At 33.9% G+C, this 18,342-nt stretch carries 15 protein-coding genes and 1 tRNA gene; 5 read left to right on the forward strand and 11 right to left on the reverse strand.

Going from position 1 to position 18,342, the window contains the following annotated elements; genetic code table 11:
• The first annotated feature begins 13 nt into the window (after window positions 1-13).
• Window positions 14-346 (forward strand): hypothetical protein, encoded by a 333-nt coding sequence (locus ACH3O9_RS15725; protein WP_416442101.1) that lies wholly within the window; start codon window positions 14-16, stop codon window positions 344-346.
• An 86-nt stretch (window positions 347-432) separates the two neighbouring features.
• Here the strand turns inward: ACH3O9_RS15725 and trxB are convergent, their stop codons facing one another.
• Together trxB and ACH3O9_RS15735 are read right to left on the reverse strand one after the other, a co-directional pair.
• Window positions 433-1,395 (reverse strand): thioredoxin-disulfide reductase, encoded by a 963-nt coding sequence (gene trxB / locus ACH3O9_RS15730; RefSeq protein WP_416442102.1) that lies wholly within the window; start codon window positions 1,393-1,395, stop codon window positions 433-435.
• A 161-nt stretch (window positions 1,396-1,556) separates the two neighbouring features.
• Entirely contained in the window at window positions 1,557-2,006 is a 450-nt protein-coding gene (locus tag ACH3O9_RS15735) for a hypothetical protein (protein WP_416442103.1), read from the reverse strand.
• Window positions 2,007-2,287: 281 nt separating this feature from the next.
• On the opposite strand from ACH3O9_RS15735, the gene ACH3O9_RS15740 reads away from it, so the two are divergent.
• Together ACH3O9_RS15740 and ACH3O9_RS15745 are read left to right on the forward strand one after the other, a co-directional pair.
• Window positions 2,288-2,362 (forward strand) — tRNA-Pro (locus ACH3O9_RS15740).
• A gap of 225 nt (window positions 2,363-2,587) precedes the next feature.
• Window positions 2,588-3,832: a site-specific integrase gene (locus ACH3O9_RS15745; protein WP_416442104.1), complete on the forward strand. Its 1,245-nt coding sequence runs from the start codon at window positions 2,588-2,590 to the stop codon at window positions 3,830-3,832.
• 240 nt (window positions 3,833-4,072) lie between these two features.
• Here ACH3O9_RS15745 and ACH3O9_RS15750 read toward each other — a convergent pair whose 3' ends face one another.
• The 5 genes from ACH3O9_RS15750 to ACH3O9_RS15770 all read right to left on the reverse strand — a co-directional run bounded on the left by ACH3O9_RS15750 (window position 4,073) and on the right by ACH3O9_RS15770 (window position 9,382).
• Entirely contained in the window at window positions 4,073-5,176 is a 1,104-nt protein-coding gene (locus ACH3O9_RS15750) for a Fic family protein (RefSeq protein ID WP_416442105.1), read from the reverse strand.
• 434 nt (window positions 5,177-5,610) lie between these two features.
• Window positions 5,611-5,832, reverse strand: coding sequence for a KTSC domain-containing protein (locus ACH3O9_RS15755; protein ID WP_416442106.1), 222 nt, complete (start codon window positions 5,830-5,832; stop codon window positions 5,611-5,613).
• A complete protein-coding gene (locus tag ACH3O9_RS15760) occupies window positions 5,829-7,613 on the reverse strand; it encodes an ATP-binding protein (RefSeq protein WP_416442107.1) in 1,785 nt (594 codons plus the stop codon). Before ACH3O9_RS15760 ends, ACH3O9_RS15755 begins: the two co-directional genes overlap by 4 nt.
• Entirely contained in the window at window positions 7,600-8,901 is a 1,302-nt protein-coding gene (locus ACH3O9_RS15765) for an SIR2 family protein (protein ID WP_416442108.1), read from the reverse strand. Before ACH3O9_RS15765 ends, ACH3O9_RS15760 begins: the two co-directional genes overlap by 14 nt.
• 91 nt (window positions 8,902-8,992) lie before the next feature.
• Complete coding sequence (locus tag ACH3O9_RS15770) at window positions 8,993-9,382, reverse strand: helix-turn-helix domain-containing protein (RefSeq protein WP_416442109.1); 390 nt, start codon at window positions 9,380-9,382, stop codon at window positions 8,993-8,995.
• Between the two features lie 233 nt (window positions 9,383-9,615).
• Between ACH3O9_RS15770 and ACH3O9_RS15775 the strand changes: the two genes are divergently transcribed.
• Window positions 9,616-10,491 (forward strand): hypothetical protein, encoded by an 876-nt coding sequence (locus ACH3O9_RS15775; RefSeq protein WP_416442110.1) that lies wholly within the window; start codon window positions 9,616-9,618, stop codon window positions 10,489-10,491.
• Window positions 10,478-10,882, forward strand: coding sequence for a hypothetical protein (locus tag ACH3O9_RS15780; protein ID WP_416442111.1), 405 nt, complete (start codon window positions 10,478-10,480; stop codon window positions 10,880-10,882). The genes ACH3O9_RS15775 and ACH3O9_RS15780 overlap by 14 nt, the downstream gene beginning before the upstream one ends.
• 692 nt (window positions 10,883-11,574) lie before the next feature.
• Here the strand turns inward: ACH3O9_RS15780 and ACH3O9_RS15785 are convergent.
• The 4 genes from ACH3O9_RS15785 to ACH3O9_RS15800 all read right to left on the reverse strand — a co-directional run bounded on the left by ACH3O9_RS15785 (window position 11,575) and on the right by ACH3O9_RS15800 (window position 18,013).
• Window positions 11,575-12,717: a reverse transcriptase family protein gene (locus tag ACH3O9_RS15785; RefSeq protein WP_416442112.1), complete on the reverse strand. Its 1,143-nt coding sequence runs from the start codon at window positions 12,715-12,717 to the stop codon at window positions 11,575-11,577.
• A gap of 188 nt (window positions 12,718-12,905) precedes the next feature.
• Entirely contained in the window at window positions 12,906-14,180 is a 1,275-nt protein-coding gene (locus tag ACH3O9_RS15790; protein ID WP_416442113.1) for a hypothetical protein, read from the reverse strand.
• 24 nt (window positions 14,181-14,204) lie between these two features.
• Window positions 14,205-16,985, reverse strand: a complete 2,781-nt coding sequence (locus ACH3O9_RS15795) for a DEAD/DEAH box helicase (RefSeq protein WP_416442114.1) — start codon at window positions 16,983-16,985, stop codon at window positions 14,205-14,207.
• A 2-nt stretch (window positions 16,986-16,987) separates the two neighbouring features.
• The gene (locus tag ACH3O9_RS15800; protein WP_416442115.1) at window positions 16,988-18,013 is read right to left on the reverse strand and encodes a DUF1837 domain-containing protein; all 1,026 of its coding nucleotides are present in this window, start codon (window positions 18,011-18,013) and stop codon (window positions 16,988-16,990) included.
• Window positions 18,014-18,342 lie beyond the last annotated feature (329 nt).

Genomic DNA, 18,342 nt, shown 5'->3' on the forward strand with positions numbered 1-18,342 from the left:
TTAAAAGCCCTTTATGCGTCGAGTAATCGTTGATTTTAAAAAACTTACACCAGAAATACTTTCACTGCTGGTCGATAAATATCCTTACGGATATGATGACGATCACATCATTTCTTTTAGAAATGCTAAGAACGAGCTTATAGAAGCTGTTGAAGTGAGAACAGAAGATACTATCTATCTCGTGAAAGTAAGTAAGAAGCTAGAAACCTCTATGGAAAACTTTGATGTAGATGATTATGAAGACGATGATCTACAAGAACCAATAAGCGAAATTCCAGAAAAAATTGATGAAGAGGTAGCAGATGAAGATTCTGAGAATGAAGTTGATGAAGAAGAAGAAGATTAATAATTCTATTTCTTTACAAATAAAAAAGCCGCGGTAAAATTATACCGCGGCTTTTTTAATTAATTGACACTTCTGCTTATTCTCTTTTATGCCTCAACGGTATCTTCGCTTTCTATAGCTACAAGATATCTTTCTGCATCAAGAGCCGCCATACAGCCACTACCGGCAGCCGTAATTGCCTGGCGATATTCTTTATCTTGTACATCACCGCTTGCAAAAACTCCGGGTTTATTAGTCTTGGTAGATTTATTGTGGGTTATAATATAACCAGTTTCATCCATCTCTAACTGACCTTTAAAAATATCTGTATTGGGTTTATGACCTATTGCAATAAATAATCCCGTAATGTCTATCTCATGTTTTTCTAAAGTCTTATTATTTACAATACGTAGTCCTTCAACTACCATATCACCTAAAACCTCTTCTACTTCAGAATTGTAAAGAACAGTTAGATTTTCGCGAGATGCGACACGATGTTGCATTGCTTTAGAAGCTCTTAATTCTTCTTTTCTCACGAGCATTGTAACATGCTTGCAAATATTAGAAAGATAAGTTGCTTCTTCTGCTGCAGTATCACCACCGCCAACTATTGCAACATTTTGACCTTTATAGAAAAAGCCATCACAAACTGCACAAGCAGATACCCCGCCACCGCGCAATTTTTGCTCACTGGGTAGACCAAGATATTTTGCCGTAGCACCGGTAGAAATTATTACAGTCTCTGCTTCGAGCTCTTTATTATTGTCTACAGTTATTTTATGAATTCCTCCTACTTCATCACTAAAATCAACATTTGTAACCATACCTATACGTACTTCGGTACCAAAACGCTCTGCTTGCTGTTGTAGCTGTACCATCATCGTAGGGCCATCAATACCTTCCGGGTAACCGGGAAAATTATCTACTTCTGTAGTTGTTGTAAGTTGACCACCTGGTTCTAGACCTGTGTACATGACAGGTTTCAGATCTGCGCGGGCAGCATATATTGCCGCGGTATATCCTGCAGGTCCTGATCCTATTATTAGGCATTTAATTCTTTCTGAAGCCATTTTAACTTTATTTTAATGTAGATTGTAAAATTACTCCTTTTCAATATACTAGAAAAAGAAGGATTTTACATTTATAAAGTCGTTATTAACATTCTATAATTACACTCAAAAAACCGGCTAAAACAAGCTAAAATTGATCATTTTTAGCATGAAATCGGTACTTATTCAATCCGTTTATAATTTTCTGCAGAGAATCTATTTCCCTCTTCATCTAATGTGATCTGGCTAAAATTATCTTCATCAAGAGTGAGCTCAAATGTAAAAACGCGCATTGTATCAATTATTTTCATCATTGATGCACTTCCATATTCTAAAGTTTCTATTAATTGATCGTCGAGTGCCATATAATGACCGTAACCAAACCATTCTACAGAATCCATAGGTACAAAGCGGGTCCACATCACACGGTCATCTGTAAATATTTTGATTTGACGGTAACCTTCTGTCGTAGGTATGGTATCACTTACTTCATTATCTGTATCGTAATAATAGAAGCTATCAAGTTCCCAGGTTCCCTTTAAGGTTTTTTCAAAATCTGTTTTTGTATTTTGATTCTGCTGAACTGGAAGAGACAACAAAAGAAAAGCCAATGGATAGAGTAGTAATTTCATTGCAGCATGGTTTTAGATTAATAACGGTAATTAACTGATATTAAGTTACAAAAAATCTCAATACTAAGAAATTAATAATTTCAGCACTTAAATAAATTTAGATATTAAGAACTTGTGAATTCTGTGCGATAATTTTACGAATATGAAAACATCAAAATATTTAATAAAGGGGTTTGTGATTAGAGGTATTTATTGAAATTATACTTTGGTGTTTTTAACAAATAACTATATTTGCAACCCTATTAAAAAAACAGGTTGTGTTGTTTTTTAATAGTAGGCATCGGGATGTAGCTTAGTCCGGTTAAAGTGCGCGTCTGGGGGGCGCGAGATCGGAGGTTCGAATCCTCTCATCCCGACGAACCAAACCTCGGTTTATATCAAAAAGCCTGTTAATCAACGAATTAGCAGGCTTTTAATTTTTTATGATATCATCTGATATCATTTGATATCATCTAAAATCAAGGCAAATGTGGGCAATTCGGTGTGCAATAAGGTGTGTAATTTATCGTAGATTTATATAGCATTTAGGCCATCTGGATGTAGTCTTTCACTAAGAATTGTTTAACTAAAAGACTTACAAAATGCCCGTAAACAGTACCTTAGGCGTTAATTTCTTTACACGTCCCAAACGAAACAATCCCAACAAACTGGATATCTATTTAAGAATTACAGTCAATAAAAAGCGCTCTGAAATGAGTATAAAGCGTGATATTGATGTAAAAGACTGGGATATACTCCGGGTAAAAGCCAAAGAAACTTCAGACCAACTTATCACACTCAACTCCTATATGGATGATGTAAAAGCTGAAGTTTTAAACGCGCATAAGGAGCTGCATGCAGAACGTAAAGTAATTACAGCGAAAGCGATCAAATTACGATATATGGGCGAAGATGAAGAGCGTATGACGCTCTTAGAGCTTGTGAAGTACCACAACGATAATATGGGATTGTCGCTAAAGCCCGGTACAATGAAAAATTACTACTCTACAGAAAAGTACATCAAGTCTTTTCTCTTAGATCATTATAAATCAGATGACTTCTTCTTAGTTGATCTAAATTACCGGTTTATAACAGAGTTTGAACGCTATATACGTACTTATAAACCTAAAAAGGAAAGAAAGACGTGTTCCATTAACGGTACGAGGAAGCATTTAGAACGGCTTCGTAAAATGGTTAATCTCGCAGTCAGAATGGAATGGTTGCCTAAAGATCCTTTTATCAATTATAAATTGAAATTTGAACGAAAGGAACGCTGCTATTTAACCCAGCGTGAATTAGATCGTATTGAGGAAACACATTTTACGAGTAAAGGTTACGAGCGCGTAAGAGATTGCTTTCTGTTTGCCTGTTACACGGGGCTTTCCTATGTAGATTTAAAAGCATTACGAAAAGACCAGTTGATTCCGGCTTCTAATGAGCGGTTGTGGATTTATACTAAACGTGAAAAGACCAACGAATCTGTTAAGGTTCCCCTCCTGCCCCAGGCTCTGGCACTAGTCGAGAAATATATAGAGGATAAGGAATTGGAAATCTCCGGCAAATTAATGCCCTTATACAGCAATCAGAAGGTGAATAAATACCTTAAAGAAATAATTGAAGTTTGTCAGATACATAAAAACGTAACCTTTCATGTGGCGCGTCATACCTTTGCGACTACAGTTACATTATCTAACGGAGTGCCCATTGAAACCGTATCAAAGCTTTTAGGGCACACACAGCTCCAAACAACTCTAATCTATGCCAGAGTATTGCAAAAGAAAGTTGGAGACGATATGGATGCTCTTATGCAGAAATTGGAAGCTAGGAATACTAAAGAGTCATTTTGATCTTCGATTATGATTTGATTCACACTAACAACTGAGGGCAGGTAATTTGCAAACCAACTCACCCTATACTTCCTGTATCTTACAGCTGAATTATTCGATCTATTCACCGGATATTTTACTATACTTAAATGAACATTCAAATTGATCTGATTTGATTGTCTTTAATATCTTTTAAGTATAAAAAATAATCTAAAGCCCTTAACGAGACTAGGGTTCAAGTCGATCGCTTATTAAAAAGCTTTAGTCCTCAAAGTTGATTTCATAATGTGTACTACGTCCCTCCCCTATAGGTATAAATAGTTTCTTTGCTGCTAAATCCTGAAGATCACGGGTTGCTGTAGCTTTTGATGTTTTGGTAAGGGCAATATACTTTTTTGCCGTCATCCCCCCTTTAAACCCTTCAGGTTCTTCGTCAAGCATTCGATTGATCACTTTTAACTGGCGCTCGTTCAGGGAATTTCTATGGCGATCAAAAAAACGGGCTTTTCTCAAAGTAAAAGAAACAAGCTCTTCCGCCTGAGATTGAGCTTCTAAAACAGTATTGACAAAATAAATAATCCAATCGGTTATTTCATTGGACTGCTGCGCGTTTTTTAGAGCCTTATAATAGGCTTGTTTATCGAGCTCGATAGCTTTAGAAAGACTCAGCAGGATAGGACGGTTTAAGTCTTGAGATAGTGCCTTTTCAGATAATGCCCTTCCTATTCTTCCATTGCCATCTTCAAAAGGATGAATGCTCTCAAAATACAGATGTGCAATCGCTGAACGGATAAGTGGTTTTTTAATAGGGTTGACTCCTTCTGGATGAGAATCATTAAACCACGTTATAAAAGCTTGCATTTCATTCTGAAGCAAATGGGAAGGCGGAGCTTCAAAATGGATCTTCTCCCTGCCCCAGCTACCGGATACGATCTGCATAGGCTCACTGTGCTTACGCCATTGCCCGGTATTAATGCGTTTAGCACTCCCTAATAGCGTTCTGTGCCATTCAAATAATGCCAGGTCTGTTAAAGGTTCTGCAAAATTTTGCCTCACCCGCACCATTAAATCTCCTACACCTCGCGCCATTGGGTCTTTGACCGCTTTGGGTGTACCATAACCCATATTGTTTCGTATAGAAGACATCACATCTTCCCGGCTCAGATATTCTCCCTCGATTTCTGACGTTTTAACAGCCTCAGCAACCATCAGAGATAAGATAGCTTCCATTTGCATCGTATCTGAGAGTCCTTCTAATATACCATTAACGCGACCAGCCCTTTGGCTGAATTCAAAGAGCTTCTCTTCAATTTCAGTTGTAGTATACTTAAAATTAGGCCAGTCTTCGTGTTGCCAGTTATACATGATGAGCCGATTAATCTGTTTAATTGGCTCAAATATAATCAAAAATTGAGCCGATTAGTACCCATAATCGGCTCATACTTCTATAAATCTAGAATTCGAGTTTACTTTAATATTATTTGGGGAAAAGTAAATTTGTTTAGGATCATAGCTTTGTATAGCTATAACAGGATTTATTTTTAATCTGTATAGCTATTTTAGGACGGGTCAACTCCAAGACATCCCCTAGGATAGAGTATGAAGAGTGTATGAAAACGGGTTTTGAAAAGCAGAAATCCTATCTTCCATTAAAGCTAAAACCCCAATATAAATTGCGCGTATTAATTTTCCATCTCTTTCAAAGGAAGGAAGATTATAAAAAAAATTAAATACGATTTAATTTTTGATTTCAAATTCTTTTATTTCAACCCTGTTCAACTTTTGATTAATACTAAGCATTACTCAATTCTTTCGTATGGATAAACATTTTTATAATTCCTATGTAAATAAGAACCTAAAGAAGGAGCCGATAATAAATTTTGAAATTCATGTTCAGGAACTCCTCTATAAACATAGACCCCTCCATTTAAGAATCTAACATATACTTCTTGATTTTGCACAAAATACCCTATACTCTCAATATTGGATGAACTAACTGGGATCATTTCTGGATAACTCATATTTTATAGTTTTTGTTTCGCCAAGATTTTAATAAATTTTTATACTCTTGTTTCGGATTATCAATTTCCACGAGCCATTTCTGAGAAGGTTTAGGATCTGAACTCTTAGGTGCATTTGCAATTTTAAAGAATTTAACTCTTGAAGGTATCTTGACTGCTTCTCCCGATATAAGTGCCTCACCCGTTCTTAAGCTAGGAAGTAAATCTACCATACTCTGTAATTCATCTTGAACAGCTGCTCTTATATGACCTCTGTCTTTTGAATTATTCATACGCAGTGCTATGATTGTGCCACATTGACTAAGTACAGTTTCATCCAATTCAGATGGTCTTTGTGTAACCATTAATAAACCAACCCCATACTTACGTCCCTCTTTGGCAATCATTTGAACTGTTCTAGATGAAATGGAGTGTTCCCCAGCTTTTAGATAACTATGTGCTTCTTCAAGTACAATGAGTAAGGGCTGATTTTTGCCTCCTACTTTAGTATTTACTCCCCAAAATAAGCCATCATATATAATTTTTAAAAGGGTGCCAGATATTGATGACATTATTTCACTTGGTATACCTGATAAATCCAATATAGTTATTGGAGCAACATCGCCTAACCACCTTAAAAAAATATTATCTAAATCTTCATCAATTTTACCTTTTTGGTCTGGCTTTAATTTACCTGGAGAAAATAGGAAACTATAACTGCTATCATTCAGTTTATTCCTCATACTATCCAAAAAGCTTAATAAACCTTTAGCTCTAATATTCAAAAATGGTGGAGAGTTACCCATTCCTGCAGGTGTATATTCATTAGATAACAATTGATCCGCATCACCTACAAATGTTAAATCACTTAAAATTGTTCTAGCATTATCCGTGAAAGTTTGCTTCTCAAAATCTATTAACTCAAACCAAAGTTTATTAAGACTAAAAGGAATTGGAGTATCTGCTGTAATTGACTCCTTCCTTACATCTATATTATTTTCTTCTGCACTTTTAATTTTTGCATCTACTACTTTTTCCCTAACATATTCTTTATTTTGATCGGACAAATTACCTGAAAAAACCTTCATCAATTCATTGAATGGTAAAGCCCAAAATGGTATTTCCAATCTTTTACCATCCTCAACAGAGTTTACTGCGATTACCTTTGAATGTTTAGATAGTGCATCATTATATTCACCGTGCGGATCAATGACCAAAATTCTTGAGCTTGGAAATTCTCTATTTGCTATTGATTGAAGTAATACAGATACAGAATTAGATTTTCCACTTCCAGTTGAACCTACAATAGCACAATGTCTTGAAATCAATTTATCTAGGTCTATTTTAGCATCTAAAGTTTCAGATACACTAATATTTCCAATTTTAATAGAATTTGCATCTTCATAACCGCCGTATATAATATCTAAATCATTAATAGTTACTAAATGAACATTGTCTCCGGTCGTAGGATACTGAGTAACTCCTCGTTCAAATTTTCTACCTACTTGTTCACCAGCCAAAACAATGTTTATCCACCTAGTATTTTTGATAAAATCGTAATCTTTTGCTAAAGATTCTCGAAGACTTTCGGGAATCGCTGCAGAACCTACTTGAGTTACTATACCATATAAGTTAGCATAACCTAAAGGAATTCTAACGAAGGATCCTATCTGACCTACTCTATATACGATACCATCGATAATGGGCATATTGGATTTTATATTGTCAAAAAGCCTGACAGAAATATTATTGCCACTTATACTGTCAATTTCACCTATTTCCGTAATTCTATTTTTTGACATTTTTCCCAAGTCTTTTTATTTCGTTTTCATTAATCATGGAATTTAAAAACTTGACAAGTGCACCAAACTCGGGTAAAATAAATTCACCTTTCCCAGTCCAAACCTCTTCTCCTTTTTTTTCCTTCTTTTCTTCATCTGAATCATAGTGAGCATCCTCATCAAAATATAGGTTCAAACTTACGGTATCATCAGAACTAGGTTCGGATTTCAAAATCCATTCTCCAAATTTGCATCCAATTATTGCTTTGCGTGATGCATATATTGATAATTTAGGATTCTCTTTTGCTATTTTAGACACTGTTGAAGCTTCAGTTATTTGATTGTATTTGTCAAAAAATAAACCAATTACGTGAGAAGTTGTATTTGTCTTTAAAGCTGAAATAATTCGTGAATTAATATGCTCATCACCCCATGAGTAACCACAGGTTATCAAAATGGAATCATCCTGTTTTAGAAAATTAGAAAGTCTGTCTAAAAGGCTTTCATAGGGTTGTTTCTTTGAATCTTTATACTTTAAAGTTGAAGGATAAATTAAAATATCTTCATCATCTGGACTTACTCTTAAAATCTTCTCTGTATCCTTGTCATAATGCCAACCAAGGGAACCATGTATTTTCCATAATTTTGTTTGATTTGTAAGAAATTTAAAATCCTCTACTGATTCAGGATTAAAAAAAGCTCTCAAACTTCCACAGAACCCATCATAATATGGAATTTCTTTATGCTCTAATCCAAGCTCAAATAAGAAATCGTAATTTGTTGTGAAAATTTCAATTGGAAACTTTCTTTCTGCTTGCCCTACCCAATTGGCAAAATCAGTTTGAACTAATTCTTCAACAATGTCTTTTGTTACAATTTTTTTAATTTCCCTCTTGGTAGAAATTTCGCATAGATCTATCTGATGAACACTTACTTTCTGTCTAACCCCTTTTTTTATTTTATTAATTAGATCAGCAAACTCTAATTTATTCAAAGAATTTAAATCACCATTACCAATAAAAGAATGTTTCTGCTCCAAATTAGATAGAATTGTTTCTATATTAAAGTTGGGGTCTCCTAGCTCATTCTTAATTTCTAATAGAGCATCTTTATATTTTTTATTATCACACCCTAATTCATCAACTATTTCAGATGTCATTTTTCCAATGGCAGGTACTGTTAATGATCGTAAATCTTTCTTCGCTAAAGAACTACCGGCACCAAATAAAAAACCAATTTTCTTTTTATCAGAAATTAAAATTTGTTGGATACCTCTTATATATTCAGAAGGGTCATGTTCAATATTCATCTAGGTGAAAATTTTAGATTACAAAATAAATTTATTTGTAATACATTATAAAAAAGCTTTAATCTCAGTTTTTTCAAAGCTTTACAAATAACTATTTATCAAGTAATTTCTCCAAATAAGCCACCTTATCCTTCTCTGCCTGAACCAAACGTTCGTACAGCTCTACTACTTTATCAATTGGATTGAATGAAGGCTGGATATTAATTGCATTCAATGTAGAACTGTCATTACTATTAAAAGTATTAGAGATTATATTAAGAACTGTTTCTTCAGAAAAATTCTCAATTCCCTCTTTAGTCACTCCTAAAACCTGCGCCACCCGTTCCAGTTTTTCATCTTCCACTGTTTCACTTTTTTCAAGAGTTGAAACACTTTGCTGGCTAATGCCTAACTCTTCGGCTAGGGTTTCCTGTTTCATACCACGCAGTTCTCTGATGCGAGCGATTTTGCGGCCTATATGATTGGGTTTGGTGGTGGTCATTTGTATTAGTTTTTGTTAGTACACTTAGGTTCTTCCTGATTCAGCTTGTAAAACACAATCTCATCATGGTATTTCACAGGCTGCAGGGGTAGATTACGCGTAAGGTCGGCTATACTTTTAAAGTATAACAGCAACCTGAACGCTATAACCTAATCAAAAGTAAGGCTTTTCTTTTAAAAGTTTTTACAAACGCAATTCAGCAGGAGTTTAGATAATCCTTTAATCGCCATCGTATGAAAACATTAGCCAGCACCATACCTGAAATCCATAAAGTAATAGCGGTCATCTGCAGCTTGTGCAAAGCGCATACCGTGTATCTGATCAGGCAGCTTCAGGTTACAATAGCTCACCAGTCTGTAACTATCTTATCAAAAACCACAAAACCGCGTTCCACCTATGTGCTTACAATGCTTATCATAAGCCACGATCAGGTTTCTAATCCGAAATACTTCATGAATGAAGTGTTTAATAAAACTCAGGAACAGGTTACCCTCTACTCCATTCACTATACCCTCAAAGAAGCCAATAATAAGATCAACTACGGCTGCAATTTCTTGAATCGGGTACTCAGGGAAGGCACCTTACTGTATAGCGAGGACAACCGGCTTGAATTAACGGGCTCTTACCTCTGCCATCCGGATGTATTTCGAGAAATCAAAATGCACTGGGATAAAAGGCTGGAACACGCGCTTTACTTTGAAGAAAAATCCACGATCTGCGAGGATAACCCGAGCAATCAGGGTAGATACCTGTTGTTGCACCAGGCCATTCAACAAGCCTGCCTGGGATTGATCTACGTCTTTTGGGAGTATCAGCCCTCCTATTTCTCCTTGCCCTACCTTTTGCACCTCTGTGAGCAGTTTTCAGAAGTTTCAAAGATTATCTACCCAAGAAAATCCTTTCGATCCCAACTGATCTATTCCCGCCTTTGCCACGCGCACTACAACTTAAACGAAAAGATTCACGAAGATCCTTCTGAATCAGACTCCCTAAAAGCGGAACACCTTACCTATAAGTTTATACTAGCTGCACGTAAGCTGGCCGATAAGAAACTTGAGGAGCTGAAAAAAATACACTATTTAAAGACAACTGATTATGAAAACAAATAAGATCAATAGACAAAAGCTCAAAAGTCTGAGGAAAATAGCCAATTACCCTTACGGCTTACAGAAAGAACAGCATCCCCGGCATAGGTTTAGGACTGCAAAGATTCGTTTTGAAGATTTTGAAGATCACCTCATGCGTACCACGGCGCTACTTGAAGTTTGTATTTTAGCACTAGAAGGAGAAGGAGTATTTTATTCCAAAAACTTAAGTCATAAAAGCGCGGATACTTCAATTCAGCAGGTGCTCGAACTGGTTATCGAATTATTACCCCACGACGATCTCTCTAAATACCAACAAATCCAGGCCATTCTGGATGAAGATCTGGAAAGCTTCGGTTTTCCCGAAAAATTAAAGAAACTACTTAAAACTAATGCTGTTGAAAAAGAAAAATAAAATCATTTACTTATTTCATCTTGAGCATATTCCTTTTTTGCTAAACTGAAATACAATAGTATATCATTACGCATACGTGTGTTGGCTGTTTCATTTACTTCCTCCAGAGCCGTCGCATTACCTTTTTGATAGTGGTATCTGCTTTCGGGATTCTAAATTAGAAAAGGGCTATAAATAGGAAGGCATAGCCGACCGGTTTATGCGGCCGACTAATTTAGAATACTGTATTTTTTCTATCAAAAAAGGTATGCTGCCTGGAGCGAATCAAAAGGAAAATAAATCACGAAAGTAAAAGATTGGCGATTTTAAGTAGGATGCCCAGCGAACTCAGGCCGCAATGTCTAGCTCGAGTTGATACTACAAAATTGACATTTTTGGCCTGTGTTCAAGACCTTTTGGACGAACCTCTTTCACCGAAACCCAGTGCAGGGGAATGGGTGAGGACTGTTTAAATTTTACATACCACTTACATTTTCAGTGTTTTTCACGAAAAAAATTGCCTGTTTTCAAGGGCTCAGGAAGTTTTTCACGAAATTTCGAGTTCTTTCACCAAAAAATTAAAACATAAACATCCTTAAATCAATAGAATGAGTAGTCATAACCTCGCGTAGCGGGTTATCCTCTTGCTACTCATTTTATATTCGCTAAGCTACTAAAAATGGTACTTTCTATTTGGGAGGTAATTTAATTTCTTAAATAAACCAATCAATTTTACTGAATCCATGCAATAGTTTATCGCCAGCTTGACGATTCACAGAAGAAATAAAGCAAATATGTCCATAAAGCCAGTCATGAAAAATCAAAATACCTTGCGCCTTTTTACCTTTTTCAGAAATCCTTTTTAAATGATCTTGTACTCCAAATTTTCTGCAATAGTAGATATGAGAACCTATTTCTTTTCTGTATTTTTTTGATACATTCACACCATTTGCAGTAGTGAGGCCTGTTACATATTGTTTGCCTCCCTTATTTAAATATTGAATCTTTTTTTCATTTATAAAAAATTTTTCTTCTGAAATTATTCTTCTAATTATCTTAAGACTAGGGAGTTTTTGATTGTCTCTAATCGAAAATGTTAAATCATCGGCGTATCTAGTATATTTGAAACCTTTCCTAACAGAAAGTTGTTCAAATCTATAGTCCATTGTTTTTGCTAGAATATTGGCCAATGTAGGACTCGTAGGAGCTCCTTGAGGTAAAATAGAGGGCGTGCTTCCAATTTCATACTTCATTAATTCCAGTTCAGCCCTTGGCATAGTCTTCCAGTACTCTTGCCTATGTTTAGCTGTAGTAAGTTTAGCAAAGGCCACTGCTAAATTCTTTCTATACCCCATGTCTGCAAAAATGGTAAAAACCCTATTTTCAGTTATAGTATCAAAAAATTTAAGGAGATCGATTTTTAAAATAAGTTCCGATTTCTCGTGGGGTATAGCGTTATCCTTTATTGAAATTTCTTTTCTAAATCCAGTACAAGAATATTGGAGTTGATGTTTTTCTAAAATATTAACAAGTATCCATTTCTGGATAAATTTCAAATCTTTAGATGGGCTCATTATTTCTCGATAACCACCTCTTCTTTTCTTTATTTTAAAATAATTATAGCGATAATTCTTATATGGTTCATCTTGATATTCATTTGTTTTATTTTCACCTATCAGATGTCTCAAATAACCTGATTGAACACCAATTAGCATAGCTAAGTGCTCAATAGAAAATATTACGGGAAAATTTGAATCATCTAATTTTTTTGCATATGATATTGTTGCCTTAATAAAATCTTGTGACTTGTTTTCTTCTTGTGCTTGCTTTATAAATTTTTCAAAGGGGAATGACATAAATCTAGGTTACTCTATGTGAATGTTAACGCAGTATTGATATGCTATGTTATGAGATATCAAAGAGCTAACAATTGAAATTATACTATAAGCAAATAACATAGCATATTAATTTCTGTTAAGTAGCTTTAGTACTCCTCAAGATACTACCCTGAGAATCTCGAATACGAGAATTGGCTAACCCTTCATTATGTCAATCCTTTAAAAGTTTTTGGAATATAAATTAATTCTTTCGGTTTTAAATTTTGTTCTGTTTGCTCTCTAAACTTTTCTTTACTTATTCTTTGTTGAAGTTTCTTAAAGTAAACTGTAGCTTTTACAGTTAATTGTCGTGATAAATCAACATATTTTCTGCTTAATGCAAGATTGTAGACTTCATCAAGTTCTTGATCAGTTAATCCCAATATATGACATATTATGTAATCCTCAGTGCCGTCTAACTTTAGTTTTATCAAAGCAATTAATGAATGGTTTAATTTAGTGTTATATTTCCGTTGTTCTTCGACCCGGTCAGTATTTGCCGCCTCCCTATATTCTTTCAGACTAAGTAAATCAATATTAAGTCTATTACAAATGCCAATATAAAATGCTATTCCTTTTTTAAATTCTTTTGCTTCATCCATCCTTGTTTGAGCATGACGAGGATATAATGGTTCCCAATTATTACTCCACCAAAATATTGGTAAAGTATTATTAGGGGTTCCGTGAGAAAATGCCAACAGACCTTGAGAATTTTTGAATCCCCCCTTATAATTATTACTAATCTTTATTAATTTTTCATATTTTGAATTATTATTATAGTGTCTATCGAAGTTTCCTAACGCAACTAAAGGTGAAGAAATTTTATCAAATATCTTAGATCTCTCTTGAGCATAAACCTCTATATAATTGAAAGTATCTGTTATTTTATTCTTCCCTTCGGACATTATAACTGTACACAACACACAAACTTTAGGTAGTTCAATTCTACCTAATATCCATTTTTCTATTCCTTCATCTGTATACTCATCACAAAAAGTTTTTCCAGATCCAATAAAATCGTCTATCAGAATTATACATTTATAATTCTCTACATCTATCTTTTCTAGATCCTTGCTAATAGTGATTTTTCCATTGTGTTCAAGATTTTTATAGAAAGGGCTATGGCTAAGTGGATAAGTTACTAACGTACCACTTTTGCCAAATTTACCGTAAGGAATCACTAATGCTTTATCATCATCTTGAAGTTCTGAGAATATTTTTTTAAGTAAATCTTCAAGCCTATATTGCATCTCTGGAAAATTCACATATTCAAAAACTTGAAGTAAATCATAAGCATATTTAAGATCTTCCTCCTCAAAATTCTCTAACCATCTAACAATCTTAGAGGGCATAACTGAGAATTTCAATTTTGGTAATAGATTATCTATATTTCTTAGAGCTCTATTAGTAAACTTAAATGTATGTGGTTTGGCTACTCCCATATTCTATAATAGTTATCAATCTTATCATTGTTTATTATCCTCTTTTAGTAGTTTCAACCTTTTTAGGTATCTGTTGTAAATAGGTTTTAAACCATTGATAGTATTCTTTGTGCTCAACCAATAAGTAATTGTATTAGCTTCTCTATATTCATGTGTTGTAAGTTGCTTGTATTTTTTTGAAACACTTATAGCAACTGATCTAGAGATTCCTCCAGAAATTAAATTTCTAACATCTTTGTCCCGAGTCCCTAATTCTAAAGCTGTAGGGAGCCCCATTGTAATTTTATATTTTTCCTTTTCTTCTTCTGTTAAAATAGAATCTAAAACGTCTACTAAAAGCTTAGTGTATTTTACGAGTAGGTAAGTAACTACAGAAGAATTTATCTTTATGATTTTATTAATTAGCTTATTAACCTGATACTTATCATTAGGATCTAATCGTTCTTCAGGCAGTACTCGATTATCAGTTGCATAAAATTTAATATCATTATCAATAAGTTGCTTATAGCTGAGGCCTTGTAGCCAAGTAGTAGCGTGAATTGCTAAAACAGTTGGGTTCATATTGATTATACTGTATCGCTCAAATGCCTCTTGGCTTAGGCTAAAAATATTTTCCAAACCCTGAAATATTGTAAGTAACTGCCAAAAGAAAGGCCGGTCACTATTTGGTTTGTCTTCTACATCCTCTCTTCGTCTTCTTTTCTCTAAAATTGAATTTGGTGTGATAACCCAATTTGAAATATCACCATTTTTGACTTTTAGGTAGAGCTCATTTTGAAGAATTGGGTCTATAGATTGATTTTCAATATTTATCTTTCTAGGAACCTCAAGGCTATTCAAAGTTTGCTCGAGCGTTTGAATATGATCTTGAATTAATAATTCGGGAACTCCTTTCCCAGTAAGATAATAATCTATATTTTCTGGATTTTTTATATACCGGTTCCTAATAAATAGAGTAAGCTGCTTTTGCTGATAAGTGCCATTTTTATCTATTTTACCATCCTCACTTAATACCTCTATATCATTAATATTTAAACCTAAATATGCAAAGTTATATTGCGGGATATTCTTAGTCGAATAGGTTGTTATTTCTTTTTCATAGTCCGCGTCAAAGTATTCAGAAGGAAGTTTGCCTTTATGATCTGGTTTTTCTATAAAATAAATAGTCCCAAAAAGAGATTCACTTAATCTTCCTGCTCTACCTATTAAGTTTCCAAATTCAAAATCTGTTAAATCATCAAGATTTTTTCGAGGGGTAATAATAAATAGGTTATTGGCAGGTAAGTTTACACCCTCAATTAAAGTAGAAGTGCAAAAGAGATTATTAATTTCCCTATCCTGAAACAGCTCTTCTACTTCCTTTCGAATAATATCAGGTAATTTTCCGTGATGAAAGGCCACTCCTTTTTCCAAACACTCAATTAGTAAGTAATCTTTATGGAACTCATCTTTAAGGAATTCTATTAGTTCTCGAACACGCTCAGGAATTTCCATTTCATCTATAGACTCTTGATATTCTTGTGCCCATTTTTCAGCATAGTCTCCTCGATTACTGTAAATGAGATTAGAGTTTTCTGGTGCAACAAGATTGATTATTCTTTGAAGTATGTTACCGTTAGTGCCATTTTTAAATAAGGTTTCAGCATTAAAATTAGTTTCGGCTTCTAGGAAAAAAGGTTTATTAATACCATCTCTCACTTCTACTTCTATATTTTGAGAGTCGCTAGACCTTATAATTTTCTTGAATTGTATTACTGGAGATAATTGAGTTACAAAAGATTTTGCCACTCTTCCAAATAGTTCGTTATAGGTCTTTTCTGGATTTAAGATATGTGGTCCAGCAGTTATTAATTGAGCTTTAGGGAACTGAATAGATAAATCTTCAAAAACATTTTCAAAAGTTGCTCCTCGACCTTGCTCGTCCTCCACACCTTGAATTTCGTCAATAAAAATAAAATCTAGTTTTATTTTAGATTCTAAATCCGCAGTTAATAATTTTATACATCTTTCAGGAGTAAGAATATAGAGAACCTTTGGCTCTCGATAAACTTCTTTTAAGAAGGCTTCTTCTTTCTCAGGTTTTTCATCATCATTTCCAATGAAAGCAGTACGTATAAGAGTATTGGAGTTTCTAAGCTCAATTCTAAATTCTTCACTTACCTGATTTATTAAAGCTCTACTAGGAACAACAAATAGTGCTTTATAAGTATTTCTTATAAAAAAAACTTCAGCTAGATATTGTTTAATTATAAAGGACTTTCCAGAAGAAGTTGGTGCCGAGACTGCTAAGTTTGATGTTTCATTTAACCCATTCCATAATTTCTTTTGGAAAGAAGTAAGTAAAACAGAACCCGTATCTGTGCTAATAGTATTATGTTGTCTTTGTAAACTTAATTCTAGGGATAAAAGACCGTCATAACCAAGAAATGGGAATGGACTTTCTGTGGAGTTAGCATCCGAAATTAATTCCTTGAAAAAACGAGTAGCTGTTAAATTACCTATTCTAGAAAATAGAATGTAACATAAGCCTATAATATAAGTATTTTCTTTCTTTTCTGCATTGGTTAGATATAGAAGTGATGCAAATCGCTGTGCTCTTATTCTATGAGCTTCAATATCACTATTTGCTAATATTGAACACAACCATACAGCTTTCCTCAAGAGTTTGAAATCAATTTCTTTTTCTTTATTTATTGTATAAGCAAAATAATTGCTGTGAAGAAAGTTTAAATTTATAGCAGAAAAAACTTCCTGAAGAGAAGTATGATTATAGGCTTGATGTTGTAAAGTTTTATCTCCTTCCATCCCTATAACAACTTATCATCCATTGCAGCCCTAAATTTTGATACGTCATCAACCGGAAAAAGAAAAAAATCCAAAAAACTATGTTCTAGATTTTGATTTTTAATATGATTAGTTACAAGATCAAAGACCTCTTGTTTCTGTTTTAACCGTTTTACAAGTTCCTTTGAAATTAATTCTTTGAACTCATCACTTGAGGTAGCTTTCTTTTGAATTTTCAAAATAAAAGCACGCTCGTACATTAAAATTATAGGGTGTACTAAGATTTGACTTTTATAAGCTTCAGTTTCTGGATCTAACCGATCATACAATTCATCAATATCAACACCATCTATCTCATATGTATCGATATTATCCCGAGCAATTAAAAGTTCGTGATTCCGATTATGAGCACTTTCTCGATCATTATGATATCTATTTATTGATCCTAACGCATCTACTATAGCCCCGGATAAGCTTTGCATTATTTTAGATTCACCAAACAAAATAGCTCTTTCATTATTGTAATCACCTAAAAAAACACCATCACTTCCCTTTACCTCATCATTTACATTTGTCAAATGTTTTATTTTATGCGCAATCATTTTACAACCAAGAACACTTTCTACCAAGGCAAAAAGTAAAAGTTCACCATATTTTCCGCCTATATAACTCTCACCTTTTTTACGAAAAAAAATACGGCTTTGATTAAAGATTTGACTCCATGTGTCCCTTTCAACCCGTTCACTTTCCTCCGCAACTAAATTCAAAATATCTGCTTCCTCAATATTTGGATTTGCTTTTCGAATAGCAACTTCATTACGCTTATGTTGTCTGGATATATCTTTTTCAATTTCTTTGATACTATAAACATAATGTGGAATAATTTTAGAAAGGAAATTACTTAAAGAAAGATAATCCATCTGAGTGGAAGAAGGCATAATAGTATAAACCCTCATATTAACCTTACTCCCTATCTTTTCTGTAAGGTGGGAAATTAATTCTTCTTCAACCCACCGTTTATTAATTTGAATAAGATTACTTTTAGTCATAAATCACTTAAAACTATAAATATAAAATGGTTTTTAAGAAAAATTATAAACATTTTGTATAAGAGAATTTAAATTAGTTACATCTACGTCTTTCCTTCTCTATAATTACCAGATCTAATCTGCCCATATTATCAATAAGCTTATTCTCTAAAACTCTTGCATAAATTTTTAGTTGTAAAAAGCTTAGAATGCCAAAGACTTTAGAAACTGTTTGAATTAAAGCAACAATTGATAGATTGACCCAGGCACAAAGTATTTTGGGCAGAGCGAAAACTGACTAATCAAATAAGACATATATTGAATTTACCGAAACAGGAAAGTATTTTCTA

The sequence above is a fragment of the Leeuwenhoekiella sp. A16 genome (genome assembly GCF_047946675.1).
In the GTDB taxonomy this organism is placed as follows: Bacteria; Bacteroidota; Bacteroidia; order Flavobacteriales; family Flavobacteriaceae; genus Leeuwenhoekiella.